The organism is Streptomyces sp. NPDC059897, assembly GCF_042730865.1.
Classification (GTDB): Bacteria; Actinomycetota; Actinomycetes; order Streptomycetales; family Streptomycetaceae; genus Streptomyces.
The window spans coordinates 1-23,570 of sequence record NZ_JBHWKQ010000014.1 but is presented as its reverse complement, the minus strand read 5'-3'; the positions used below and the strand labels follow the sequence as shown (position 1 = coordinate 23,570).

The following is a 23,570-nucleotide window of genomic DNA, read 5'->3' as shown; positions in this document are numbered from 1 at the left end:
GCCCAGGTATACCGATCGGTTTACCTGGCTCCACTATACAGATCGGTATAGGCTGGGTGCATGCCTACTTCGACGAACCCCGCCCCGCCGGCCGTCGATCCGGACCGGCCCGACCTCACTCCTGCCGCGCGCCGGGTCCTGGAGACCGCCTCACGGCTGTTCTACGAGCGCGGCATCCACGCGGTCGGCGTGGATCTGATCGCGGCGGAGGCGGGCGTCACGAAGAAGACGCTGTACGACCGGTTCGGGTCCAAGGAGCAGATCGTCGTCGACTATCTGGCGACCCGTGACGCCCGCTGGCGCGCCTATCTCGCCCGCCATCTCGAAGACGCCGAACTCTCCCCCGCCGACCGGGTACTGGCCGTCTTCGACGCCTCCCGGGAGTGGATGCGCGACAACAGCGGCAAGGGCTGCAGCATGGTCAACGCGCACGCGGAGATCAGCGACCCTGCGCACCCGGCGTACGCGGTGATCACCGGTCAGAAGCAGTGGATGCTGGAGCTGTTCACCCGGCTCGCGGGGGACGTGGCGCCGGACGCCGCAAGGGAGTTGGGGCGTTCCCTGATGCTGCTGCACGAGGGGGCGCTGGTCTCGGACGGCCTGGACGTGTTCCCGGACGCGTTCGGGCGGGCGCGCCGGATGGCCGCGTTCCTGCTGTCGGCGGCGAAGGACGCGCGGTGACGGCGGTGACGTGGGAGGCCGGCGCTCCGGGTGTGCTGCGGCTGCCGTCGGGGCGGCTCGTGCGTGGCAGAGGGCTGCGCGATCCGCTGCCCGTCGGGCCCCTGCCGACGTACGGGGTGTATCTGCTGGGGGCCGAACCCCCGCCCGTGGACTGGGAGTCGACGTGGCTGCGCTGGCCCGACTTCCGGCTCCCCGCCGACCGGGCACGCGCGCGTACGGTACTCACCGACGCGTGGCGGCGCTGCGCGCACGAGCGGCTGGAACTGGCCTGTGCGGGCGGACGCGGGCGTACGGGGACAGCGCTCGCGTGTCTAGCGGTACTGGACGGAGTACCGGCGGACGTGGCCGTCGCCTACGTACGCGAGCACTACAGGCGTGAGGCGGTTGAGACGCCGTGGCAGAAGCGGTACGTACGACGGTTCGCGGCTTCCTGAAAAGGGCGTGATCAGCGCCTCCTGTGGCATTTCGTAGTCATGGGAAGGAGGCCTCCCCATGACGACGAGGTCCGTACTGCCCCGGTGGGCGAGGGCGGCGCGACTGCCCCTGTGGGCGAAGGCGGCGGCCGTGCTCTTCGTGGTGCTCGCGGTCGTGCTCACCGGCCTTGGCATGGCGCACCGCCTGGGCGACGTGTTCGGCTCCGAGACGCACGACCGCTCGGGGCCCGCGCTGCTCAAGTCCGTGCGGGACCTGAGCCGTTACGACGCCGCGGCCGGGAACTACCAGGTGGTGGTCGACCTGGACAAGGACTCCAAGTACCTGCCGGATGCCATCCAGGGCACGCGCACGCTCTACGTCGGCGCGGGCAGCGTCAACGCGTACGTGGACCTGGGCCGGATCGGCCCGGGCGACGTCCGCGTCAACGACGACCGCACGTCCGCGACACTGCGCCTGCCGCACGCCCGGCTCGCCGCGCCCGTGCTCGACACGGACCGCTCGTACGCCCTCGCGAAGCAGCGCGGGCTGCTGGACCGGCTCGGCGACCTCTTCTCCGACAACCCGGGCGACGAGAAGGCGGTGCGCCAACTCGCCGCCCGGCACATCGGCGAGGCCGCGCGGGACAGCCACCTCACGGGCCGCGCCGAGCGCAACACGACCGAGATGCTGCGTGGCCTGCTGCGTTCCTTGGGGTTCCGCGAGGTGAACGTGTCCTACGGGACGTGACCAGGGTCGTTCGAACTCCTGCCGGCAACGCTGCCTGGGCTAGCTCAGATGCCTGACGAAGAAGGCGCCCGCGTGCTCCCCCGCGGACTGCGGGACGCCCGTGTGTCCGCCCATGCTGGCGAGCAGCGTCTTCTCCTTGGAGCCGAAGGCGTCGAACAGGTCGAGGGCCGCCTGCCGGTCGTTGCCCTCGTCGTCCCACTGCAGTAGGACGTGCAGCGGAATGGTGACGCGGCGGGCCTCGTCGAACATGGCGCGGGGCACGAAGCTCCCGGCGAAGAGGCCGGCGGCCACGATCCGCGGCTCGACGACCGCGAGGCGGACGCCGATGGAGATCACGCCGCCCGAGTAGCCGACCGGGCCGCCGATCTCCGGCTGCGCGAGCAGGGCGTCCAGGGCGGTCTGCCACTCCGGGACCGACTTCTCGACGAGCGGGAGGATGAGGGCGTCGATGATCTCGTCGCCGACCGGCTCGCCGGCCTGCAGGGCCCGGCGCAGGTCGGCACGGGCCTGTTCGGCGGCGGGCCAACGCGGCCGGTCACCGCAGCCGGGGAGCTCGATGGTCGCGGTGGCGAAGCCCGCCGCGGCGCAGCCCTGCGCCCTGGCCAGGAGCCGCGGGTACATCCTGTTCAGGCCGAGTGCGGGGTGGCCGAGCAGGATCAGCGGAACGGGCGCGGACGCCGACGCGGAGGCGGGCGTCCACAGGATGCCGGGGATGTCGCCGAGGGTGAACGCGCGCTCGACGACACCGTCGTCGAGGCGCTGTTCAGAGGTGAAACGCATGGTCGTGCCTTTCGGGAGAGCTGAGATACGGCGCTCCCGGGCGACGACCTATCGCCCGACCGTGACCCCGGAGGAGAGCACCCATGTCGATTCGTTCACGGGTACCACCTCCTCGTTCTCTCGCACGGCCTCCGAAAGGCTAGCACTGGACGCGGACCGCGGCGCCCGTCACCCGCACCCGCCTCTCCCCCGCGCGCAGCTCGACCTCCAGCAGGGACGGGCGGCCCATGTCGTGGCCCTGGTGCAGCGTCAGGCGGGCCTGTGCGGGCACAAGGCCAAGTTCGCGGGTGTACGCGCCGAAGGCGGCTGCCGCGGCGCCCGTGGCGGCGTCCTCCACCACGCCGCCGACCGGGAACGGGTCGCGCACGTGGAAGGTGGTCGGGTTCTCGCGCCACACCAGTTGCACGGTCGTCAGGTCGAGCCTGCGCATGAGGGCCAGCAGGGCGTCGAAGTCGTAGTCCAGCTCGGCCAGCCGCTCGCGGGTGGCGGCGGCGAGGACGAGGTGCCGCACGCCCGCGTAGGCGATCCTCGGCGGGAGCGCCGAGTCCAGCTCGTCGGCCTGCCAGCCGAGCGCGGCGAGCGCCTCCCGCACGTCGTCCTGGGCCACCTCGTGCACACGCGGTTCCACGCTGGTGAGGGTGGCCTTGAGGACGCCGTCCTCGCTGCCGACGGCGACCGGCACGCGTCCCGCCGCGGTGTGGAATTCAAGGTCCCCCGTGCCGAACTGCTCGCCGAGCGCCACCGCCGCGGCGACGGTGGCGTGGCCGCAGAAGTCGACCTCGGCCTTGGGGCTGAAGTACCGCAGCGTGAAGGACCGCTTGTCGTCCGGGTCGGGGCCCGGTGTGAGGAACGCGGACTCGGAGTAGCCGAGTTCGGCGGCGATCTCCACCATCTCGCGGTCACCGAGACCGGTCGCGTCGAGTACGACACCGGCGCCGTTTCCGCCGTCCGGGCTCGTCGAGAACGCGGTGTAGTGCAGCACTTCGGGGGCCGGGGTCGGCGCGGTGTTCGTCATGGAGGCAGAGCCTTTCACGCGGGCGTGCTGTCCTGGGTGCGGTCCTCCGGACCAACACCCGTCGCCCCGCGCCGGATTCCCCGGTCAGTGCCGCGTCATCAGGCGCACGTGAAGCTCCTGTTCCTGGTCACCGGAGGCGGCATTCGCCTCGCTGAGGGTGAAGGCGTTCGCCAGCGCCGCGCGCACATGATCCAGTGCCTCGGGGCCGCCCTGGATGTCCGCGGTGACTGCCTCTGCCAGGGGTTTCGCCTCGGAGGGCTCCGGCGGGGAGGCGGCGTCCAGTGTGGTGAGCCAGACCGTCGCGTCGTCGTCGGGACGCTCCGTGGGTGTGCGGTCCGAGGGGAAGGCGGTGCACAGCACGCGCAGGACCGTGGCGGCGTCCTGTGGTGTGCAGTCGCTGAGGGCCACGCCCACCTCCGTGGGGGCGAAGCCGCTGACGGGAGGCGTGTCGGTCATGGTGCTGCTCCCTCTTCGTCGCCGGTACCCGGACCTGGGTCCGTGGTTCTTGCGGGTACCGGCGACGCGCCGGGTCAAACCCCCACGTCAGGAGACGCGCGTACCGATGACGATCGTGGCGTACAGGTCTTCGTTCGCGACCACGCGTGCGTGCAGGCCCGCCGAGCGGACGGCCGCCTGTGCAGCGGCGGCCTGGCGTTCGCTCGTCTCCACGAAGAGGTGTCCGCCGGGCGCGAGCCAGTCCGGGGCCTCGCCCGCCACCCTGCGCAGCACGTCGAGGCCGTCGTGCCCGCCGTCGAGGGCGATGCGCCGCTCGTGCTCGCGGGCCTCGGGCGGCAGCAGGGCGACGTCGCCGGTGGGGACGTAGGGCCCGTTCGCCACCAGGGTGTCCACGCGGCCCCTGAGGTCGGCGGGCAGCGGCGCGTACAGGTCGCCCTCGTGGACCTCGCCGCCGAGCGGGGCGAGGTTGCGGCGGGCGCAGCGCGCGGCCGCGGGGTCGAGGTCGGCCGCGTGCAGCCGGGACGGGCGGCGGGCGGCCAGGACGGCGGCCACTGCGCCCGTGCCGCAGCACAGGTCGACGACGACGGCGCCGGGCGGTGTGTGCGTGAGGGCCTGGCGGGCCAGGAACTCGGTGCGGCGGCGCGGCACGAAGACGGTGGGGTCGACGGCGACCCGCAGCCCGCAGAACTCGGCCCAGCCGACGACGTGCTCCAGGGGCAGTCCGCTCGCGCGGCGCTCGACCATGGCGGCCAGTTCGGCGGCGTCGCGGGCGCTGGACCGCAGGACGCGCGCCTCGTCCTCGGCGAATACGCAGCCGGCGGCGCGCAGGGACTCGGCCACGGGGACGGAACCGGCCGGAAGGGCTGAGCCGGTCGAAGGGGAAAGCGGCATAAGGGGGTTGCCTCTCGGGATGCCGAGGGGGCTCCCGGTCACCGCGGGGCCGAGGCCACGCTCAGCGCGAGCGGGCGGGGCGTACGGCGGGAGAAGGGAGCTCCCGATCTGACACAACGCTGATCGGACTCACCTCCTCGTTCCTTCGCGGTGCTGCACGGAGCGGCCACATTACCCCACCGAACACCGCGTCCGATTGCCGCCAGCACACCGTGCCGGGGCCGACGAGGCTGGTGGCCTGGCCGCTACCGCCCACCTACGGAGACGTACAGCGATGACTGGCACCACCACTGCCCCGCAGGCCCGGGTGGAGGCCCTCGACTGGGCCGCCCTCGGCGCGGAACTCGACGCGTTCGGGCATGCGCTCACCCCTGTTCCCGTGCTCACCGCCGACGAGTGCCGGTCCGTTGCCGCGCTCTACGACGACGTGCACCGGTTCCGGTCGACGATCGACATGGAGCGCTACCGGTTCGGCCGCGGACAGTACCGCTACTTCGACCACCCGCTGCCCGGGCTCGTACAGGAGTTGCGTGCGGCGTTCTATCCGCGGCTGCTGCCGGTCGCGCGGGAGTGGGCGCGGCGCCTGAACAGGGCGGCGCCGTGGCCGGACACCCTCGACGGCTGGCTGGAGCGGTGCCATGCGGCGGGCCAGACGCGGCCGACGCCGATCCTGCTGCGCTACGGGCCGGGCGACTGGAACGCGCTGCACCGCGACATCTACGGCGAATTGGTGTTTCCGCTGCAGGTCGTGATCGGCCTGGACGAGCCGGGCGTCGACTTCACCGGCGGCGAGTTCCTGATGACCGAGCAGCGGGCGCGCGCCCAGTCGCGCGGCTACTCGACGACGCTGCTCCAGGGGCACGCCCTGGTGTTCACGACGCGTGACCGGCCGGTGCGCTCGGTGCGCGGCTGGTCGAACGGTCCGATGCGGCACGGTGTGAGCACGGTCCGCTCGGGCCGGCGCCACACTCTGGGGCTCGTGCTCCACGACGCGGAATGAGCCCCGCCCCCCTGCCTACTCCCCTCTACTCCCCTTCCGCCCCTCGACTGGACCGGCACACCAGGCATATCGTTGATTAAGCGGTGGATTCGGACACCTGGGGGTGTCGCCATGGTCCAGGAACTGGCGGTCGCGGGCGTGGCGCTGCTCTGCGTCCTTCTGGTGTACGCGGCGGCCGCGGCCCGCGTGGTGAAGCAGTACGAGCGTGGCGTCGTCTTCCGCCTCGGGCGGCTGGCGGGTAGCGCGCGTGAGCCGGGGTTCACGATGGTCGTCCCCGTGCTCGACCGGCTGCGCAAGGTCAACATGCAGATCGTGACGATGCCGGTGCCCGCGCAGGACGGCATCACGCGGGACAACGTCACGGTGCGGGTGGACGCCGTCATCTACTTCAAGGTCGTCGACCCGGCGAATGCGCTGATCCAGGTCGAGGACTACCGGTTCGCGGTCTCGCAGATGGCGCAGACGTCGCTGCGCTCCATCATCGGCAAGAGCGACCTCGACGATCTGCTGTCGAACCGGGAGAAGCTCAACCAGGGCCTGGAGCTGATGATCGACAGCCCGGCCGTGGGCTGGGGCGTGCAGATCGACCGCGTCGAGATCAAGGACGTGTCGCTGCCGGAGACCATGAAACGCTCGATGGCCCGGCAGGCCGAGGCCGACCGTGAGCGCCGCGCCCGTGTCATCAACGCCGACGCCGAACTGCAGGCCTCGAAGAAGCTCGCCGCGGCGGCGAAGGAGATGTCCGCGCAGCCCGCCGCCCTTCAACTCCGCCTCCTTCAGACCGTGGTGGCGGTCGCCGCCGAGAAGAACTCGACGCTGGTGCTGCCGTTCCCGGTGGAGCTGCTGCGCTTCCTGGAGCGCGCGCAACAGCAGCCACAGCCACAGCCACACCCGCAGCCACCGCCGGCGTCCTGAACGGGCACCGGCTCAACTCCTGCGCAGCGCCCGGTCCGTCACCGTCAGGACCACCAAGAGCACACCGAGGACGACGGAGACACCGGCCATCAGGTGCAGGCCGCTGTCGCTGGCGCGCTGCCCGTAGGCGAGAGCGATCAGGCTCGACGCGGTGATGGCCCCGATGTACTGGGCGGTGCGCTGGAGCCCCGCGGCGGAGCCGATGTCGGCGGCGGGGGCGTGCTCCTGCACGGCGGCCTGGTTGCAGGTGCCGACGAACCCCTGCGGGATGCCGAAGCACGCGCCCGCGAGCAGCAGCAGCGCCAGAGGTGTGTCGCCGTCGAGGAACACGAGCAGCCCCGCGCCCGCGGTCAGCAGTAGGCACGCGGTGATGAGCGGGGCGCGGATGCCCTTGGTGCGGGCGCCGAGCAGCGAGCACACCAGGGCGGTGAGCGACATGGGGAGCATCAGCAGCCCGGTGTGCCCGGAGGAGAAGCCGCGGGCCTCCTCCAGCCACTGGGTGAAGCCATACATCACGCAGTAGATGAGCAGATAGCTCAGGCCGTGGCGCAGGTAGGTGCGGGCCAACGGGCCGTTGCCCGCGAGCATGCGGACGTCGATGAACGGCGTCCTGCTGCGCAGCTGCCACCACACCAGCACGCCGGTGAGTGCCACGAACGGCGCGAGCAGCCACCACATGGGGTCGGACAGGTCGAGGAGGAAGAAGACCAGGACGGTGAGGGCGGTGGTGAACAGGCCGATGCCGAGGGGGTCGAGGGCGGGACGCGGTGCCGGTTCCCCGTCCGTGGAGCGCGGGGGATCGCGCGGGATCCACAGCAGGGCGGCGGCGAACGCGATCGCCGCCACCGGCACGTTGACCGCGAAGATGCCGCGCCAGCCGACGACCATGACGAGCAGTCCGCCGAGCGTCGGGCCGACCGCGGCGCTGCCGAGCGCGGCGAAGGAGAGGCGGGCCATGACGGGGCGGGGCGGGCGGCGGCCCACCCGGCGGCCCTCGTCGCGCAGTACGGCCATGGCGGCCGGGTAGGCGGCGGAGGTGCCGATGCCGAGGAGCAGGCGGGAGACGATGAGCCAGCCGAAGGCGGGGGCCAGCGCGCCGACGACCCCGGAGACGCATACGACGACGAGCCCGGCCAGGAAGACACGGCGCGGGCCGAGCGTGTCGGCGAGCTTGCCGAGGACGGGCTGGGCGACGGCGCTCGCCAGGTAGAGGACGGAGATCAGCCAGGCCGTGTCGGCGGCGCCGATCCCGAAGTCGTGCCCGATGGCCACCAGGGCGGTGGAGATCATTGTGGTGTTGAGCGGATTGAGCACGGAGCCGAGGAGCAGGGGCGCGGTGAGCCGGGCCCTGAACCCCTGTCGCAGCGCGGAAGCCTCGCCGTCGCCTGCGACGACGGCGGGGTCTCCCACGCCCTGTGTCACTTGCGCACCAGCCGTTCGAGGAGCGCGGTGGCCTCGGCGAGGGTGTGCCGCTCGGCGGCGTCGAGTTCGTCGGTGAGCGCCCGGGTGAGCCAGCCGTGCTTGGCGGCCCGGACGGCGTCGAGGGTGGCGCGGCCGCTGTCGGTGATCGACACGACGGACTGCCGCCCGTCGGTCGGGTCCGCCGCGCGCGACACGAAGCCCTGTTCCTCCAGGGCGCCGAGGGTGAGCCGCATGGACTGCGGCCGTACGTACTCGCCGCGGGCGAGCGCGGCGGTCGTGCCGGGCCCCTCGGACTCCAGGCGCGCGAGGACGGTGCGCTGGGTGGGCGTGAGCAGGCTGTCCGGCGACGCGCTGCGCAGCCGGCGCGAGAGCCGGCCGACGACGGTGGCGAGATCGGCGGCGATCTGCTCGGTGGGCGGCTCGTCCCCTGCGGCTGACTGCGTTGCTGACATGTCGACACCGTACGAAGTTGACAGGAAGCCTTGCAAGTTACCCTTATGAAACCTTACGAACCCTCCGGGGGCGCCTCCACGCCCCCGCACCGCCGGTCAGATCCCGATCGCCCCCACCAGCGCCCGCGCGCACAGCTCCCGCACCTGCTCCCGCGTGAGCTCCGACGCGTCCAGCCAGTCGAGGCAGACGGCGACGAGGAACGCGAGCCAGCCGCGCACGGCGAGGCGCAGCACGTCCGGCTCGGGGAGGCTGTCGGCGATGTGCGGGTCCGCCGCGAGGGCGGCCATGATCTGCTCCTCGTGCGCGGCGAGCCCCTGCTGGTACGCCGCGCGCACGGCCGGGTCGCCCGCCGCCTCGGCGCGGTGGAAGGCGCGGAAGCCGTGCGCGTGCGTGGCGACGTATTCGAGGAAGGTGTCGAGCCCCGTGCCGAGCTGATCGCGTACCGGAATGCCGGGCACGGCAGCCGTCAAACGCAGCATCCGCTGACTCTCGCGCTCCACGACGGCGGCGAAGAAGTCCCGCTTGTTCGGGAAGTAGTGGTACAGGAGCCCGCGCGAGACGCCGGCGATCTCCGCGACCTCCTCGATCCATACGTCGCCGTAGGGGGCCTGCGCGAACAACTTGGCGCCCACGGCGAGCAGTTGCTCGCGGCGCTCCTGCGTGCTGAGCCTGCGCCGGGTGCGCTCCCCCGTCGCCGACACTCCCGCTCGCTCCCTGGTCATGAGGCGCACCCTACTGGACCTGCCACCCCTTACTTGACGTGAGTTCAATAACAGGCACAGACTGTGGCCCGTTATTGAATCCACGTCTAACAGTGTGGTCCGGGTGCTCCAACAGGGCATCGGTGCAAGGGAGATGGACACGATGACGACGCCGCAGGTGACGCAGGCCGCGGGCACCCCGCTGCCGCGAGGTTTTCGCAGTGCCGAGCAGGGGTGGCCGCGCCTGGACCGCATCCCGCACCCGTCCCGCCGGGTCCCGTTCATCGGTGACGTGGTGGGGGCGAACGTCCGCTCCCCGTTGCAGGATTCGATGAAGCTGGCGTCCGAACTCGGGCCGATCTTCCGGCGCAAGGGGTTCGGCAAGGAGATCGTGTTCGTGTCGGGCGCGGAGCTGGCGGCGGAGCTGGCCGACGAGTCGCGGTTCGCCAAGCACGTCGGCCTCGGCGTCGCGAATCTGCGCCCCGTCGCGGGCGACGGCCTGTTCACGGCGTACAACCACGAGCCCAACTGGCAGCTCGCGCACGACATCCTGGCGCCGGGCTTCAGCCGCGACGCGATGGCCGGCTACCACCCGCTGATGCTAGACGTGGCGGGGCAGCTGATGGCGTCCTGGGACACGAGCGAGGCCGCGGGCCGCACGGTCGACGTGCCCGCCGACATGACCAAGCTGACCCTGGAGACGATCGCGCGGACCGGGTTCGGGCACGACTTCGGGTCGTTCGAGCGCGAGCGGCCGCACCCGTTCGTCACGGCGATGGTCGGCGCCCTGACGTTCGCGCAGCGCCGCAACGTCGTGCCGCCGCTGCTGTCCGTGCTGCTGCGCGGCGCGGAGAAGCGCAACGCGGCGGACCGGGCGTATCTGAACCGCACGGTCGACGAGGTGGTCGCCGCGCGCCGCGCCTCCGACGGCGGGCCCGGCGATCTGCTCGACCGGATGCTGGAGGTGACGCATCCGGAGACCGGCGAGCGGCTCTCGCCGGAGAACATCCGCCGCCAGGTCATCACGTTCCTGGTGGCCGGGCACGAGACGACGTCCGGCGCGCTGTCCTTCGCCCTGCACTACCTCGCGCAGAACCCTGACGTACTCGCGAAGGCCCGCGACGAGGTCGACCGCGTCTGGGGCGACGCCGATGTGCCCGCGTACGAACAGGTCGCCAAGCTGCGCTACCTGCGGCGGGTGCTGGACGAGTCGCTGCGCCTGTGGCCGACCGCACCGGCGTTCGCGCGCGAGGCCCTCGCGGACACGACGCTCGGCGGCACGCACCCGATGCGGCGCGGCGCGTGGGCGCTGGTCCTGACGACGATGCTGCACCGTGATCCGGACGCGTGGGGCGAGAACCCAGAGGCCTTCGACCCGGAGCGGTTCACCCCACAGGCGGTCCGCGCCCGCCCCGCCCACGTCTTCAAGCCGTTCGGCACGGGCGCCCGCGCCTGCATCGGCCGCCAGTTCGCCCTCCACGAGGCGACGCTGGTACTGGGCCTCCTCCTTCGCCGCTACGACCTGAGCCCCGAGCCCGACTACCGGCTCGCGATCACGGAGCGGTTGACGCTGATGCCGCGGGGGTTGCGGTTGCGGCTGACGCGGAGGTGATCCGCCGGGCCCGCACGGGGGAACCGGGGCCTGCCTCTTCGCTCCCCCACCGGGCTACTCGTCCGGCGCCGCCGCCAGCGACGCCACGTCCAGCACCCCGTCCAACTCCGCCAGCACGGCCACCAGGTGCGGGACGTCGGCCGTCCCCTCGATCTCCATGCGGACGGCCATCGTGCCGGCCCTCTCCCGGCCGGGCTCCCAGTCGGCGCTGCCGCCCCGCAGTTCGACGACCCGGAAGCCGCGGCTCGTGCACTCCTCCAGGACGCGGGTGAGGACGCTGGAGCCGACCCGGTAGGCGAGGTGCAGGCCCGAGCGCCGCTCCGTGGCGAAGGTCGGGACGCGGCGCGTCAGCCACGGGTAGCCGCGGACGACCAGGAAGTGGCAAGCCGTCGCGGCGATGGCGAGCAAGGGGAGGCCGCCGCCGCACGCCATCCCTATGGCGCACGTGAGCCAGACGGTCGCCGCGGTGGTCAGGCCGCGGACCGCGTCGCGCCGCACGAAGATGAGACCGCCGCCGATGAAGCCGATGCCGGAGACGATCTGCGCGGCGACGCGTGACGGGTCGAACGACACGCCGTCCATGCCGAGCACGGAGTTGAACCCGTGCTGCGACACCTCCATGAACAGTGCGCTGCCCACGCCGACGAGGGTGTGCGTGCGCAGCCCCGCGCTCTTCTGCCGCACGGCGCGCTCCGCCCCGATCAGCGTGGAGAGCACCAGGGCGAGACCCAACTCGGCGAGCTGACGCGGGCCTTGTCCGGCGGCCGGGTCGAACAGCGAGAACGCGAGCGGCGACGACAACAGCGGCCCCTCCTCTCCCTCGAGTGGATCTTCCCGAGGGTAGTCCCGCGTCGTCGCGGCCGGATTGTCAGACCCATGCGCAAGAGTGGAGGCATGAACGGGACCAGGAACCACGGACAGCTGACCATGAACCCCGAGTTGGCGGCGGCGCAGGCCTGCCTGCGCCTCATGCACACGGCCCGCGCGGCGCTCTCGACATCCGAGTCACCGGCCACGGCCGCGGTGCTCACGGTGCCGATCACCGAGGCGGACGAGGCGTTGAGCAGGGCGGGCCTCGCGGGCAACGAGGCGTGGCTGCTGGAGCGGATCTACGGTCTGGGCCTGGAGTCCGAGTCGCCCTAGGGCCTGTCGTCAAACTCCCGTCGTCGCCCGAAGGGCGGCGTCGCGGCGTCTGGTGCGTGCGATCGCAAGGCGCCGGGAAGTCCTCGTAGCGGAGCTACTCGGGCTTTTCGGCAACGCCGCGAGCGTGCGTGCCAGACGCCGCGACGCAGACGGGAGTTTGAAGACAGGCCCTAGCATCGGCTGCGATCCGCATTCGGTGTGTCGGTCGCGTTCCGGTGCATCGCCATTCCCGGCCTGCAAGGAGCTCGACATGACCGCTGTCTCCTCGGACCAGCCGCACCGCATCGACCCGTCCGGCGGCTGCCCGCACGCGCGCAATGCCCTGCTGCGCACACACGGCGCGGTGGCCCCCGTGGTGCTGCCCGATGACGTGCAGGGCATGCTCGTGCTGGGACACGACGCCCTGAAGGAGTTCCTCGGGCACAGCGATGTGGCCAAGGACGCCCGGCACTTCACGGCGCTGGCAGAGGGCCGCATACCGGCAGGGTGGCCGCTGCGGACGTTCGCGACGGTGCGCGGGATGACGACGGCCGACGGCGAGGACCACCGGCGGCTGCGGTCCCTGGTGAGCCGGGCGTTCACGGCGCGGCGGATCGAGGCGCTGCGGCCACGGGTGGAGGCGCTCACGGACGAACTGCTGGACGGCCTGGCCTCGGCGGCGCGGGACGGGGACGGCGTGGCCGATCTGCGCACCCACTTCGCGCTGCCCCTGCCCATGGGCGTGATCTGCGAACTCTTCGGCGTGGACGCGGAGTTCAGGGACACACTGCACCGGCTGTCCAGCGAGGTCGTGGCCACGAACATCTCACCGGCAAGAGCCGTCGCCGCCAACCAGGAGATGGTGTCGGTACTGGCCCAGGTGGTGGCCGCCCGCGTCCGGGAGCCGGGCGACGATCTGACGAGCGCGCTGCTGGCGGCGCACGAGGCGGACGGCGACCGGCTCAGCCGCGAAGAGCTGATCGGAACGCTCATTCTGTTCGTCGTCGCCGGGCACGAGACGACGCTGAACCTGATCACGAACGCGGTGCGCGCGCTGTGCGCCCACCCCGAGCAGCTGGCCCTGGTGCGCGAAGGGGCGGCGGGCTGGCCGGATGTCGTGGAGGAGACGCTTCGCTGGGACAGCCCCGTCAGCTACTTCCCGTTCCGCTACCCGACGCGGGACCTCACCGTCGACGGCACGCAGATCCCGAAGGGCACACCCGTACTCGCCGGATACTCGGCAGCGGGCCGTGACCCGGCGGCACACGGCCCGGACGCCGACCGCTTCGACGTCACGCGCGCCCTCCCGGGCCGGCATCTCTCGCTCGGGCACGGGGCGCACTACTGCCTGGGGGCCCCGCTGGCCCGGCTCGAGGCGACGGTGGCCCTGGAGCGTCTCTTCACCCGGTTCCCCGCGCTCGACCTGGCAGTTCGTGAGGAGGAGCTGCCGGTGAACGCCAGTTTCGTGGGCAACAGCGTGCGCGAACTCCCGGTGCGTCCGGGCCCGGACACCCACCAGGGCTGACACCCGCCACCGGACGCCGGGCCGCCCGCCGTACCCTGCGACACTGGCGTCATGGATCACCGCCGCACCGACGCCTACCTCCGCCGCATCGGCGCCGAGCGCCCCTCGGCGCCGACCGCGGACGCGTTGCGCGCGCTGCATCTGGCGCATCTGCTCGCCGTACCGTTCGAGAACCTCTCCGTGCACCTGGGCGAGGAGATCGTCCTCGACGCGGACGCGCTCGTCGAGAAACTTGTGGACCGCGGCCGCGGCGGCTTCTGTTACGAGCTCAACGGCGCGTTCGGCGCCCTGCTCTCGGCCCTCGGGTTCGAGGTGACGCCGCTTCAGGCGCGGGTCGCGGGCAAGGACGGCCGGCTCGGCATCCCGTACGACCACATGGCGTTGCGCGTACGCACCTCGGACGGCACGACGTGGCTCGCCGACGTCGGGTTCGGCACGCACACGCACTATCCGCTGGCCTTCGACGACCGGGGCGAGCAGCCCGATCCGGGCGGGGTGTTCCGGATCGGGGACGCCGACGCGGATGCGGTCGAGGGCGCGGCGGCAGGCGACCTCCTCGTCCTGAGGGACGGCGACGTGCAGTATCTGCTCGAGCAACGGCCGCGCGCGCTGAGGGACTTCGAGGCGGGCGCCTGGTACCACCGGACCTCCCCCGCCTCCCACTTCACACGGTCCCTCGTCTGTTCGCTGCTGACCGCGGACGGCCGGATCACCCTCAGCGGTCATACGCTCACGGCCACCGTCGACGGCGAGCGCACCGTCACCGAGCTCCCCACCGACGCCTCCGTCCTCAAGGCCTACGACCAGCACTTCGGCATCGTCCTCGATCACGTTCCGCCGGAGCCGAATCCCACGGAGGGCTGACGCCCGACGCCGCCCGCTGGTTATGCTCGGCCGAAGCGTTCAGCGAAACGCTCAAACGAACAGCGGGACTAGGGTCCTTCTGACGGATCAGGCTGGGCTCGGGAGACCGCTTCGTTCGGCTCCGGTGAGCGGGGTCTGGTGCGTGCAGCTGCAAGGCGGAGGAGGGCGTCAACGCGGAGCGTTGGCAACCGACGACAACGCCGCAGATGTGCGTGCCAGGGCCCGCGACTCCAGCAAGATCCGTCAGAAGGGCCCTAGCGGGACACGAGGGGGCCACCAGCATGCGCGAACCGGTCGATCTCAGGCGGCAGCGGATTCTCGCCGCCGTGCAGGCGCGCGGCGCGACGCGGGTCAGCGATCTGGCCACGGAGCTCGCGGTGTCGGTGGTGACGCTCCGCCGCGACGTCGAGGAACTCGCGCGCGCCGGCAAACTGCGCCGCGGGCACGGAGTGGCCCGCCCGATCCTCCCCGAGCAGGACGAGGGCCACGACCGGCGGCAGGAGCGGAGCACTCCCCCGGCGTCGGCCGAGGACCCCGGCCCGGACGGCGGCCCCGTCGCCGTCGTCGTCCCCGAGCGGCACGCGTATCTGTACGAGATGCTGCACGGCGCCCGCACCGCGTTCGAGGAGGCCGGAGTCCGGATCGCCCTGCACATCGCCCCCGCGGCGCCGGGCGCCGAACAGCCCCTCGTGGAGCGGGCGCTGGCGGACGGCGCCCGCGGGCTGCTGATCGCCCCGCGCTGGCGCAGCCTCGCCACCGAGGAGGCCGACTACGCCTGGCTCGCGCGCGTCGACGTGCCGACGGTGGTGATGGAACGCAGGCCGCGCAGGGGCAGCGCGCTGCACGCCGTGGACACCGTCTGCACCGACCACTGGTACGGCGTGCACCTCGCCGTCGAGCACCTCACGGGCCTCGGCCACCGCCGCATCGTGCTCGCGGCGCGCGACGACAGCCCGACGGCGCGCGCGGTGCGGGCGGCGTTCGCCGAGATCGCGGCGGATCATCCCCAGGTCGACAAGTGGGCCGTCGCCCTCAGCTCGCCCGGCGCCGTGCCCGAACCGGAGGCGGAGCACGCCGAGAGGCCGCTCGAACTGCCGCCCCTGCTGGAGGAGTTGGGCGCCACGGGCGTCCTGCTGCACGGCGACGTCGACGCGCTGATGCTCGTCCAGTCCCTGCGCGACGCCGGGGTCCGCGTCCCGGAGGACTGCTCCGCGATCGCGTACGACGACGTGGTCGCCGGGCTCGGCAGCACCCCGCTGACGGCCGTGTCGCCGCCGAAGGCGGAGGTCGGCCGGGCGGCGGCCGAGCTGCTGCTGCACCGCCTGGGCCGGGGCGGAGCGGCCGGTCCCGCGCACCGGGTCGAGCTGCTGCCGACACTCAAGGTGCGCGGTTCGACCCGTTCCGCCCCGTATCGCGACCCGCTCCCCTCAACTCCCGCCGCACAGTGAGCGTTTGACCGTTTCATTTTCTTCTGATCGGTCTATTGACCGTATCTCGTGAACCGATCAGGATTCCCGTGACTCGAACACGCAGGAGCCGCGGGAGGCGCCCATGCCTGGTCGACAGAGCCGTCGATCGGTGCTCGCCGCGATTACCGCGCTGCCGCTGACGGGCGCCCTGAGCGCCTGCAGCGGGAACGACAGCGCGTCGTCGGCAAGCTCTAGCTCACGCAGGACAGGCAAGACGACCATCACCTTCTGGTCCGCCCTTCGCGGCAGCCAGGAAGTGGTGGACGAGTTCAACAAGACGCACGACCACATCCAGGTCGCTTTCGAACAGATACCGTCGGGCACGGCCGGCGGGTACGCCAAGCTCAGCAACGCGGCCCGGGCGGGCAACGCCCCGGACGTCGCGACGCTCGAATACCCGCAGCTGCCGGGTTTCGCGATCGACGGTGTGGCCCGTGACATCACGGGCCTGGTCAGCGACAAGCTGAAGGCGAAGCTGCTGCCCCAGGCGCTGGGCCTCACCACGTTCGAGAACCGCATCTACAGCGTGCCGCTCGACGTCGAACCGATGGTGCTGCACTACCGCCAGGACCTGTTCGACAAGTTCAACCTCGACGTCCCGACCACCTGGGACGAGTACCTGGAACTGGCCCGCGCCGTGCGCCGCACCGGCGGCCATCGCAAGGTGACCTACTTCGCGGTGGACATGGGCGTGTTCTCGGGCCTGGCCTGGGCGGCCGGTGCCCGCTGGTTCGACACGTCGAAGGGCGCGTGGAACGTGTCGCTGGCCGATGCCCCCACCCGGCGCGTCGCCAGGTACTGGCAGCGGCTCATCGACGAGGACCTCGTCTACGTCAACTCGCCCGGCAGCCGCGCGATCGACGCCCAGAACTCGGGCGGCCTGATCCTGACCCGGCACAGCGGCGCATGGGAGGCGGGCGCTCAGATGAACGCCCACCCCGAGGCCAAGGGGAAGTGGCGCATCGCCCCGCAGCCCCAGTGGGATCCCTCGAAGCCCGGGCTCGGCACCAACGGCGGTTCGACGTTCGCCGTCACCAAGGACAGCCGGCACCCCGAGGCCGCCATGGAGTTCATCGAGTGGCAGGTCTCGCACCCCGACGCCCTCAAGGCGCGGCTGTCCAGCGGCGCGAGCAGTCAGTACCCGGCCGTCAGCGACCTGATCGAGGTGGGACGCGCCGCCTTCGACCGCAAGTACTACGGAGGGCAGGACATCTACACCCTGTTCGAGAAGGAGGCGCACAAGATCCGCGACGATTGGACGTGGGGCCCCCGGATGACGGCGACCGGTCAGGTCATGCAGGACGCGTTCGCCCGCGCGGCGGCCGGCTCCGGAACGCTCGAGTCGTCGATGCGCGCGGCGCAGGACGGCTCGATGCCGGACCTCAAGGCCCTGGGCCTGAAGACCACCGAGCACTCCACGTGAACGCCCGTCCCCGAAAGGCAGGTGACTCCTCATGACCGCGACAGCCCATGCCCCCGTCACGACATCCACGCCGCCCCGTGCCTCGGACGACCCGCAGCGCAGGGCCCGGCGTGCTGCCAGGCGCCGCCGAGGCGGTGCCGCGGGCGTTCTGATGGCCCCGTTCTTCGTCCTCCTCACGCTGGTGTTCCTGATTCCGGTCGGCACGGCCGTGTGGCTGAGCTTCTTCAGCGACGACCAGCCCGGCCTCGGTTTCGGCGCGGAGCGCACGGTCTTCGTCGGCCTGCGCTCGTACGCCTCCGTCATCACGGACCCGTCGTTCCTGTCCGGGCTCGGCACGGTCGCGCTGTACTGCGTGATCTACATCCCGCTGATGACCGTCGGTTCGCTCGCGCTGGCCCTGCTCCTCGACTCGGGTGTCGTACGGCTGCGGTCCTGGGCGCAGTTGGGGCTGTTCCTGCCGCACGCGGTGCCCGGGATCATCGCCGCCCTGATCTGGCTCTACCTGTACACGCCCGGCATCAGCCCGATCATCGAGGTGCTCGGCAAGGCGGACATCACGATCGACTTCCTCGGCCTGCACACGGCACTGCCCTCCATCGTGAACATCGCGCTGTGGAGCAACCTCGGCTACAACATGGTCATCTTCTACGCGGCCCTGCAGGCCGTTCCCCGTGAGGTCCTGGAGGCCTCCGTGGTCGACGGCGCGGGGCCGGTGCGTACCGCGCTCCAGGTCAAGGCACCCCTGGTGCGTTCCTCCGTCGTGATGGTCTCGATGTTCACGCTGATCTGGGCGCTGCAACTGTTCACGGAGCCGATGCTGCTGCACCAGGGCTCCCAGATGGTCGGCGCGCGCTTCTCCCCCAGCATGTACATCTACGACGCCGCCTTCAGCCGCAACAACTACTCGCTCGCGGCCGCCGCCTCGGTGATCCTGCTGATCATCACCATCGCCGTCTCGTACGGGGTCACCCGCTGGACCAACCGTGTCAACTCGGCCGAGGAGGACGCCCGATGAGCGCCACCGACTCCACCCTCCTTCGCCCCCGGATGCTGGGGCGCGCGACGGTCAACGTCGTCGTCGCGATCTCCGTGCTCTATACCCTGCTGCCGGTCCTGTGGCTGGTCCTGGCCTCGGCCAAGTCGCGCGACGCGCTGTTCAGCAGCAGCATCCTGTCCTTCAGCGACTTCTCGTTCGTGCAGAACCTCAAGGACCTGTTCGCGATGGACGGCGGCCTCTACAGCCGCTGGTACGGCAACAGCCTGCTGTACGCGGTGCTCGGCGCGGCCATCGGTGCGCTGATCAGCGTCGCCTGTGGCTACGCCTTCGACAAGTACCACTTCCGGCACAAGGAGAAGCTGTTCGGCCTGGTGCTCGCGGCGGTGATGGTGCCGCAGACGGTGCTCGCGCTGCCGCTGTACCTGATCGCTTCGGCGGCCGGCGTGGTGAACACCTTCTGGTCGGTGTTCATCCCGGTCCTGTTCAATCCGTTCGGCGTGTATCTGGGCCGCATCTTCGCGCAGGGCTACGTACCGAACGAGGTCCTGGAGGCCGCGCGCGTCGACGGTGCGAGCGAACTGGCGACGTACTTCAAGGTCGCGCTGCGGATGCTGGGCCCCGGCCTGGTGACCGTCTTCCTCTTCCAGCTCACCACGATCTGGAACAACTTCTTCCTGCCGATGGTGATGCTGTCGAACCAGGATCTGTATCCCGTCAGCCTCGGCCTGTTCCAATGGAACAGCCAGGCGACCGTCTCTCCCGAGTACTACCCGGTGGTGATCATGGGCTCGCTCCTCGCGGTCCTTCCTCTCGTCCTCGCGTTCGTCTTCCTCCAGCGGTTCTGGAAGTCCGGTCTGACGGCGGGGTCGGTCAAATGAGCAGGCCCCGCGTGGCGCTGGCCATGTCCCCCCAGGCCGCGGCGGCCGTCTTCACGCCGCGGTCCATGGCCGCGCTCACGAAGGTCTGCGACCTCGCGCCCCTGCCCGTGCTCGACGATCTGACGACGGCGCGGGCCAAGGAGGTACTGGCCGACGTCGAGGTGCTCGTCACCGGCTGGGGCTGTCCGCCGCTCGACGCCGAGGTGCTGGCGGCGGCGCCCGGACTCAAGGCCGTGGTGCACTCGGCCGGTTCGGTGCGCGGGCACGTCACCGACGCCTGCTGGGAGCGCGGCATCGCGGTGTCGTCGGCGGCCGCGGCCAACGCGCTGCCGGTCGCCGAGTACACCCTCGCGATGATCCTGCTGCACGGCAAGCACGTCCTGGAGCGGGCCCGCGACTTCCGCCGTCTGCGCGAGCGCGGCGACTGGCTGCTCACCTCGCAGGAGGTGGGCAACTACCGGCGGACGGTGGGCATCCTGTCCGCCTCGCTCATCGGCCGCCGGGTGATCGAACTGCTGCGCCCCTTCGACTTCGAGGTGCTGCTGCACGACCCGTACGTCTCCGAAGAGGACGCGGCGGAGCTCGGGGTGGAGCGGGTGGGCCTGCCCGAACTCTTCCTGCGCAGCGACCTGTTGAGCGTCCACACGCCGCTGCTGCCCACCACGACGGGGCTGGTCAGCAGGGAGCTGCTGAGTTCGATGCGGCCGGGCGCCACGCTCGTCAACACCGCGCGGGGCGCCGTCGTCGACCAGGACGCGCTGACCGACGTGGTCCGCGCGGGCCGGATCCGCGCGGTCCTCGACGTGACGGACCCGGAGGTGCTGCCCGCGGACCACCCGCTGTGGGACTGCCCGAACGCGCTGATCACCCCCCATCTGGCGGGCTCCCAGGGCAGCGAGTGGGAGCGCCTCGCCGACACCGCGGTCGGCGAGGTGACGCGCTGGGCCGCGGGCGACGGATTCGCCCATCCCGTACGACGCGAAAGGCTGGCGTTCCTCGCATGAGCATGAACACCACCCCGTTCGACCTCCCCGCCGAAGACCGCGAATCGAGCCCGTACACCGGTTTCACGCGCGCGCACTGGGAGGCCGTCGCCGACGGGCTGCTCGGGGCCGCTTGGCGGTGGGCGACGCCCGAGGGCGCGCTGCTCGACCTGCCGGGCCGCCCCTCGGGGTCCGGTGTCCGCTCGGACGGGCTCGAGGGCTATGCCCGTACGTTCCTGGCGGCCGGTTTCCGGGTCGCGGGCGCGCAGGGCAAGGACCCGCACGGCCTGCTCGACCGGTACGCGGGCGGCCTCGCCGCGGGCACCCGTACGCCGGGGCGCGACGACGCCGAGTCCTGGCCGCTGATCCTCGACCACCACGTACAGGGCCAGCCGATGGTGGAGTCCGCCTCGGTGGCGCTCGGCCTGTCCCTGACCCGGCCGTGGCTGTGGGACCGGCTCGACGGCGATGTGCAGGACCGGGCGGAGAAGTGGCTGCGCGGCGCGATCACGCACACGCCGGCGCCGAACAACTGGTACCTGTTCCCGTTCATGGTGGCCTCGTTCCTGGAGTCCGTCGGCCGGTCCGACGCGGCGACGACGCGCGCCATTCAGCGGGCACTTGAGCTGATGGAGACCTGGTACGAGGGCGACGGCTGGTACCGAGACGGCGACGGGCGGGCCTTTGACCACTACAACGGGTGGGCGCTGCACCTGTATCCGATGCTCCACGCGCACCTGCAGGGCGACTCCGCGCTGGCGGAGCGGATGGGGCCGCGGCTCCGCGAGCACCTGGAGGGCTTCTCGCTGCTGTTCGGCGGCGACGGGGCGCCGATCCACTTCGGGCGTTCGCTGACCTACCGGTTCGCGGCGTCGGCGGCCGTCGGCATCGGCGCGGTCACCGGGCACACACCACTGTCCCCGGGCGCGTCGCGCCGTCTGATCAGCGGGAATCTGCGCTACTTCCTGGACCGTGGCGGCGTCACGGGCGAGGGTCTGCTCAGCCTCGGCTGGCACGGCCCGCACGACGCGACGCTGCAGAACTACTCGGGCCCGGCGTCCCCGTACTGGGCGTCGAAGGGCTTCGTCGCGCTCCTTGCGGGCGAGGACGATCCGCTGTGGACGGCGACCGAGGAGGCGGCGCCGAGCGAGGGCCCCGACCGGGTGCTCGCGCTGCCCGCGCCCGGGCTGCTGGTGCAGTCGACGCAGGCGGACGGGATCGTGCGGCTGCACAACCACGGCAGCGACCACGTCCGTCCGTTCGAGGGCGAGGACGCGGCAGCCGTCGACGTGCTCTACAGCCGCCAGGCCTATTCCACCCACACCGGGCCCACGTCCCCGGCCAACGCGGCGGACAACCAGCTTTCCGTGGAGTGCGGCGGCATCGGCAGTGTGCGGCGCCGCATCCATCCGCTCGGCGCCGGTCAGGGCGAGGGCTGGGGCTGGGCCGCGTCCTGGCACCGGCCGGTGTTCACGTCGGGCCCGCCGATGGTGCCGGGGCTCCGCGTGGAGAGCGTGACCGTGGCGCGCGGCGCGTACGAGCTGCGGGTGCACCGGGTCGTCGGCGCCCCGCACGGGGCGCGCGTGACACTCACTGGGTGGGCCACGGACGCCCTGCACTCGGAGCTGGTCGGCCTGCGCGGCTGGGAGCGGCGGGACGCGGTGCGCGCGCCGCAGGGCACGGCGTACGAGCCGTGGGTGCGGGTGCCGCGCCTCGCGGCGGACGTGGAGGGGACGGCGGTGTTCGCGGCGCTGGCCTCGCTCGGCGCGCGACAGCCGGGAGCGCCGCTCGCGGACGCCGTGTCCGACGTCGACGTCCTCGACGGGGAGTTGACGGTGCGCTGGGCCGACGGCGCGCGCACCACCGTCGTGTTCGAGCCACTGCGCGTTCAGCAGGACTGACCGGTCTGCGCCGGTCGGGCCTCCACCGCGGGGACCGCTGCCCCGCTCGGCCGGGTCCTCTGTGCATGTGGCACCCGACCGGCAGATACTGCCGCTCATGACCTCTTCCACTCCGCCCACCGCCTCCGGCCCCGCCCGTTTCGGGCTCGTCGGCACCGGCCCCTGGGCCCAGCGGACGTACGCCCCCACGCTCGGGTCGCACAAGGCCGTCGACCTCGTCGGGGTCTGGGGGCGCAGGCCGCAGGCGGCGGCCGAGCTCGCGGACGCGCACGGCACTACGGCGTACGACGATGTGGACGCCCTGTTCGCGGCGAGCGACGTCGTGGCGTTCGCGGTGCCGCCGGACGTCCAGGCCCCGCTCGCCGCGCGGGCCGCCGCGGCGGGCTGCCATCTGCTTCTCGACAAGCCGCTGGCGACCCGTCCCGACGCGGCCCGCGCGGTCGTCGAGGCGGCCGACGCGGCGGGTGTCGCGTCGACCGTCTTCTGCACGCTGCGGCACGCGCCGATCACCGCGGCCTGGATCGCCGAACAGGCCGGGGCGGACGGCTGGTTCACGGGCCGCGCCGACTGGTACGGCGCGCTCTACACCCCCGGCGACGACGCGGAGGTGCGGGCCACGACGCCCTGGCGGGCCGAGAAGGGCGCCCTGTGGGACGTGGGTCCGCACGCCTTGTCCGTGCTGCTGCCGATCCTGGGCGAGGTACGGACGGTGGCGGCGCACGGCGGCCCCGGCGACACGGTGCATCTGGTGCTCCGGCACACGGGCGGCGCCTCCAGCACGGCGACGCTCAGCCTGACCACGCCCCCGGCGGCGGGCGGCGTCGCGGTCGAACTGCGGGGCGCGGAAGGGGTGTCGCCGATGCCGACGGTCAGCGGCGCCGCCCCAGAGGCGCTCGCCGCCGCCGTCGACTCGCTGCTGGAGGCGGCACGCGGCGGACCCGCGCACCCGTGCGACGCCCGCTTCGGCCTCCGCCTCACGGAGACCCTCGCGACGGCCGAACGCTCCCTGGCGTCGGGCCGGGCGGAACCGGTCCCCGAACACTAGGGCCCTTCTGACGGATCAGGCTGGACTCGGCAGGCCGCGCCATTCGGCTCCCCGAGTGGGGCATGGTGCGTGCAGCTGCAAGGCGGAGGAGGGCGACAACGCGGAGCGTTGGCAACCGACGACAACGCCGCAGATGCGCGTGCCAGGGCCCACGACTCCAGCAAGATCCGTCAGAAGGGCCCTAGTAGTGCTTCGTTAGGTTCTGGTTCTGGTGAGTGGTTGGCCGCAGGTGGTGCAGGTGCCGGTCCAGCACCGGAGCATGTCCTGCAGGGTGTC

General features: G+C 72.0%; 24 protein-coding genes. 16 read left to right on the top strand and 8 right to left on the bottom strand.

The genetic code is table 11. The annotated features are described in order from the left end of the window. Window positions 1–60 precede the first annotated feature (60 nt). From ACFV9W_RS17610 to ACFV9W_RS17600, 3 genes are read left to right on the top strand one after another with little or no spacing between them, the layout of a single operon-like run. The gene (locus ACFV9W_RS17610) at window positions 61–681 is read left to right on the top strand and encodes a TetR/AcrR family transcriptional regulator (protein WP_385761429.1); all 621 of its coding nucleotides are present in this window, start codon (window positions 61–63) and stop codon (window positions 679–681) included. Window positions 682–686: 5 nt separating this feature from the next. Then, window positions 687–1,115: a protein phosphatase gene (locus ACFV9W_RS17605; RefSeq protein ID WP_385761911.1), complete on the top strand. Its 429-nt coding sequence runs from the start codon at window positions 687–689 to the stop codon at window positions 1,113–1,115. A gap of 58 nt (window positions 1,116–1,173) precedes the next feature. Continuing rightward, the gene (locus tag ACFV9W_RS17600; protein ID WP_385761427.1) at window positions 1,174–1,842 is read left to right on the top strand and encodes a DUF4230 domain-containing protein; all 669 of its coding nucleotides are present in this window, start codon (window positions 1,174–1,176) and stop codon (window positions 1,840–1,842) included. A gap of 39 nt (window positions 1,843–1,881) precedes the next feature. On the opposite strand, the gene ACFV9W_RS17595 is transcribed toward ACFV9W_RS17600, so the two are convergent. From ACFV9W_RS17595 to ACFV9W_RS17580, 4 genes are all read right to left on the bottom strand, one after another. Further along, a complete protein-coding gene (locus ACFV9W_RS17595; protein WP_385761424.1) occupies window positions 1,882–2,622 on the bottom strand; it encodes a dienelactone hydrolase family protein in 741 nt (246 codons plus the stop codon). Between the two features lie 139 nt (window positions 2,623–2,761). Next, window positions 2,762–3,637 carry a PhzF family phenazine biosynthesis protein gene (locus ACFV9W_RS17590; protein ID WP_385761421.1) on the bottom strand — a complete coding sequence of 292 codons (876 nt, stop codon included), beginning with the start codon at window positions 3,635–3,637 and terminating at the stop codon, window positions 2,762–2,764. Between the two features lie 84 nt (window positions 3,638–3,721). Beyond that, a complete protein-coding gene (locus ACFV9W_RS17585; RefSeq protein ID WP_385761418.1) occupies window positions 3,722–4,093 on the bottom strand; it encodes a hypothetical protein in 372 nt (123 codons plus the stop codon). An 87-nt stretch (window positions 4,094–4,180) separates the two neighbouring features. Continuing rightward, window positions 4,181–4,984, bottom strand: coding sequence for a putative protein N(5)-glutamine methyltransferase (locus tag ACFV9W_RS17580; protein WP_385761416.1), 804 nt, complete (start codon window positions 4,982–4,984; stop codon window positions 4,181–4,183). A gap of 274 nt (window positions 4,985–5,258) precedes the next feature. Here ACFV9W_RS17580 and ACFV9W_RS17575 point away from each other — a divergent pair, with 274 nt between their 5' ends. Both ACFV9W_RS17575 and ACFV9W_RS17570 read left to right on the top strand, forming a co-directional pair. Next, the gene (locus ACFV9W_RS17575) at window positions 5,259–5,984 is read left to right on the top strand and encodes a 2OG-Fe(II) oxygenase (RefSeq protein ID WP_385761415.1); all 726 of its coding nucleotides are present in this window, start codon (window positions 5,259–5,261) and stop codon (window positions 5,982–5,984) included. 111 nt (window positions 5,985–6,095) lie between these two features. Then, window positions 6,096–6,899, top strand: coding sequence for a slipin family protein (locus ACFV9W_RS17570; protein WP_385761413.1), 804 nt, complete (start codon window positions 6,096–6,098; stop codon window positions 6,897–6,899). Between the two features lie 12 nt (window positions 6,900–6,911). Here the strand turns inward: ACFV9W_RS17570 and ACFV9W_RS17565 are convergent, their stop codons facing one another. The 3 genes from ACFV9W_RS17565 to ACFV9W_RS17555 form a co-directional block, all read right to left on the bottom strand. Further along, entirely contained in the window at window positions 6,912–8,309 is a 1,398-nt protein-coding gene (locus tag ACFV9W_RS17565; protein WP_385761908.1) for an MFS transporter, read from the bottom strand. An 8-nt stretch (window positions 8,310–8,317) separates the two neighbouring features. Then, a complete protein-coding gene (locus ACFV9W_RS17560; protein ID WP_385761410.1) occupies window positions 8,318–8,773 on the bottom strand; it encodes a MarR family winged helix-turn-helix transcriptional regulator in 456 nt (151 codons plus the stop codon). Between the two features lie 96 nt (window positions 8,774–8,869). Beyond that, entirely contained in the window at window positions 8,870–9,496 is a 627-nt protein-coding gene (locus tag ACFV9W_RS17555) for a TetR/AcrR family transcriptional regulator (RefSeq protein ID WP_385761408.1), read from the bottom strand. 142 nt (window positions 9,497–9,638) lie between these two features. Between ACFV9W_RS17555 and ACFV9W_RS17550 the strand changes: the two genes are divergently transcribed. Beyond that, window positions 9,639–11,087 (top strand): cytochrome P450, encoded by a 1,449-nt coding sequence (locus tag ACFV9W_RS17550; RefSeq protein ID WP_385761405.1) that lies wholly within the window; start codon window positions 9,639–9,641, stop codon window positions 11,085–11,087. Window positions 11,088–11,141: 54 nt separating this feature from the next. On the opposite strand, the gene ACFV9W_RS17545 is transcribed toward ACFV9W_RS17550, so the two are convergent. Then, window positions 11,142–11,888 (bottom strand): MgtC/SapB family protein, encoded by a 747-nt coding sequence (locus ACFV9W_RS17545; protein WP_385761402.1) that lies wholly within the window; start codon window positions 11,886–11,888, stop codon window positions 11,142–11,144. A 93-nt stretch (window positions 11,889–11,981) separates the two neighbouring features. On the opposite strand from ACFV9W_RS17545, the gene ACFV9W_RS17540 reads away from it, so the two are divergent. The 10 genes from ACFV9W_RS17540 to ACFV9W_RS17495 all read left to right on the top strand — a co-directional run bounded on the left by ACFV9W_RS17540 (window position 11,982) and on the right by ACFV9W_RS17495 (window position 23,294). Continuing rightward, the gene (locus ACFV9W_RS17540; RefSeq protein WP_385761399.1) at window positions 11,982–12,230 is read left to right on the top strand and encodes a hypothetical protein; all 249 of its coding nucleotides are present in this window, start codon (window positions 11,982–11,984) and stop codon (window positions 12,228–12,230) included. 250 nt (window positions 12,231–12,480) lie between these two features. Further along, window positions 12,481–13,734 (top strand): cytochrome P450, encoded by a 1,254-nt coding sequence (locus ACFV9W_RS17535; protein ID WP_385761396.1) that lies wholly within the window; start codon window positions 12,481–12,483, stop codon window positions 13,732–13,734. A 51-nt stretch (window positions 13,735–13,785) separates the two neighbouring features. Beyond that, window positions 13,786–14,598: an arylamine N-acetyltransferase gene (locus ACFV9W_RS17530; protein WP_385761394.1), complete on the top strand. Its 813-nt coding sequence runs from the start codon at window positions 13,786–13,788 to the stop codon at window positions 14,596–14,598. A gap of 281 nt (window positions 14,599–14,879) precedes the next feature. Next, window positions 14,880–16,046: a substrate-binding domain-containing protein gene (locus tag ACFV9W_RS17525; protein WP_385761392.1), complete on the top strand. Its 1,167-nt coding sequence runs from the start codon at window positions 14,880–14,882 to the stop codon at window positions 16,044–16,046. 103 nt (window positions 16,047–16,149) lie between these two features. Beyond that, window positions 16,150–17,490, top strand: a complete 1,341-nt coding sequence (locus ACFV9W_RS17520; RefSeq protein WP_385761389.1) for an ABC transporter substrate-binding protein — start codon at window positions 16,150–16,152, stop codon at window positions 17,488–17,490. Window positions 17,491–17,521: 31 nt separating this feature from the next. Then, window positions 17,522–18,505, top strand: a complete 984-nt coding sequence (locus ACFV9W_RS17515) for a carbohydrate ABC transporter permease (RefSeq protein WP_385761386.1) — start codon at window positions 17,522–17,524, stop codon at window positions 18,503–18,505. Further along, window positions 18,502–19,365 carry a carbohydrate ABC transporter permease gene (locus ACFV9W_RS17510; protein WP_385761385.1) on the top strand — a complete coding sequence of 288 codons (864 nt, stop codon included), beginning with the start codon at window positions 18,502–18,504 and terminating at the stop codon, window positions 19,363–19,365. The genes ACFV9W_RS17515 and ACFV9W_RS17510 overlap by 4 nt, the downstream gene beginning before the upstream one ends. Beyond that, complete coding sequence (locus ACFV9W_RS17505) at window positions 19,362–20,369, top strand: hydroxyacid dehydrogenase (RefSeq protein WP_385761382.1); 1,008 nt, start codon at window positions 19,362–19,364, stop codon at window positions 20,367–20,369. Before ACFV9W_RS17510 ends, ACFV9W_RS17505 begins: the two co-directional genes overlap by 4 nt. A gap of 2 nt (window positions 20,370–20,371) precedes the next feature. Then, on the top strand, window positions 20,372–22,249 hold the full coding sequence (locus ACFV9W_RS17500; RefSeq protein ID WP_385761906.1) for a DUF2264 domain-containing protein: 1,878 nt from the start codon (window positions 20,372–20,374) through the stop codon (window positions 22,247–22,249). A 97-nt stretch (window positions 22,250–22,346) separates the two neighbouring features. Further along, on the top strand, window positions 22,347–23,294 hold the full coding sequence (locus ACFV9W_RS17495) for a Gfo/Idh/MocA family protein (protein WP_385761379.1): 948 nt from the start codon (window positions 22,347–22,349) through the stop codon (window positions 23,292–23,294). Window positions 23,295–23,570 lie beyond the last annotated feature (276 nt).

Excerpts from the sequence above, each read along its gene's own strand:
- ACFV9W_RS17585 (WP_385761418.1), bottom strand. The coding sequence starts at position 4,093 with ATGACCGACACGCCTCCCGTCAGCGGCTTCGCCCCCACGGAGGTGGGC.
- ACFV9W_RS17590 (WP_385761421.1), bottom strand. The coding sequence starts at position 3,637 with ATGACGAACACCGCGCCGACCCCGGCCCCCGAAGTGCTGCACTACACC.
- ACFV9W_RS17530 (WP_385761394.1), top strand. The coding sequence starts at position 13,786 with ATGGATCACCGCCGCACCGACGCCTACCTCCGCCGCATCGGCGCCGAG.
- ACFV9W_RS17570 (WP_385761413.1), top strand. The coding sequence starts at position 6,096 with ATGGTCCAGGAACTGGCGGTCGCGGGCGTGGCGCTGCTCTGCGTCCTT.
- ACFV9W_RS17560 (WP_385761410.1), bottom strand. The coding sequence starts at position 8,773 with ATGTCAGCAACGCAGTCAGCCGCAGGGGACGAGCCGCCCACCGAGCAG.
- ACFV9W_RS17595 (WP_385761424.1), bottom strand. The coding sequence starts at position 2,622 with ATGCGTTTCACCTCTGAACAGCGCCTCGACGACGGTGTCGTCGAGCGC.
- ACFV9W_RS17555 (WP_385761408.1), bottom strand. The coding sequence starts at position 9,496 with ATGACCAGGGAGCGAGCGGGAGTGTCGGCGACGGGGGAGCGCACCCGG.
- ACFV9W_RS17515 (WP_385761386.1), top strand. The coding sequence starts at position 17,522 with ATGACCGCGACAGCCCATGCCCCCGTCACGACATCCACGCCGCCCCGT.
- ACFV9W_RS17500 (WP_385761906.1), top strand. The coding sequence starts at position 20,372 with ATGAACACCACCCCGTTCGACCTCCCCGCCGAAGACCGCGAATCGAGC.
- ACFV9W_RS17580 (WP_385761416.1), bottom strand. The coding sequence starts at position 4,984 with ATGCCGCTTTCCCCTTCGACCGGCTCAGCCCTTCCGGCCGGTTCCGTC.
- ACFV9W_RS17505 (WP_385761382.1), top strand. The coding sequence starts at position 19,362 with ATGAGCAGGCCCCGCGTGGCGCTGGCCATGTCCCCCCAGGCCGCGGCG.
- ACFV9W_RS17525 (WP_385761392.1), top strand. The coding sequence starts at position 14,880 with ATGCGCGAACCGGTCGATCTCAGGCGGCAGCGGATTCTCGCCGCCGTG.
- ACFV9W_RS17535 (WP_385761396.1), top strand. The coding sequence starts at position 12,481 with ATGACCGCTGTCTCCTCGGACCAGCCGCACCGCATCGACCCGTCCGGC.
- ACFV9W_RS17520 (WP_385761389.1), top strand. The coding sequence starts at position 16,150 with ATGCCTGGTCGACAGAGCCGTCGATCGGTGCTCGCCGCGATTACCGCG.
- ACFV9W_RS17610 (WP_385761429.1), top strand. The coding sequence starts at position 61 with ATGCCTACTTCGACGAACCCCGCCCCGCCGGCCGTCGATCCGGACCGG.
- ACFV9W_RS17540 (WP_385761399.1), top strand. The coding sequence starts at position 11,982 with ATGAACGGGACCAGGAACCACGGACAGCTGACCATGAACCCCGAGTTG.
- ACFV9W_RS17550 (WP_385761405.1), top strand. The coding sequence starts at position 9,639 with ATGACGACGCCGCAGGTGACGCAGGCCGCGGGCACCCCGCTGCCGCGA.
- ACFV9W_RS17495 (WP_385761379.1), top strand. The coding sequence starts at position 22,347 with ATGACCTCTTCCACTCCGCCCACCGCCTCCGGCCCCGCCCGTTTCGGG.
- ACFV9W_RS17510 (WP_385761385.1), top strand. The coding sequence starts at position 18,502 with ATGAGCGCCACCGACTCCACCCTCCTTCGCCCCCGGATGCTGGGGCGC.
- ACFV9W_RS17600 (WP_385761427.1), top strand. The coding sequence starts at position 1,174 with ATGACGACGAGGTCCGTACTGCCCCGGTGGGCGAGGGCGGCGCGACTG.
- ACFV9W_RS17575 (WP_385761415.1), top strand. The coding sequence starts at position 5,259 with ATGACTGGCACCACCACTGCCCCGCAGGCCCGGGTGGAGGCCCTCGAC.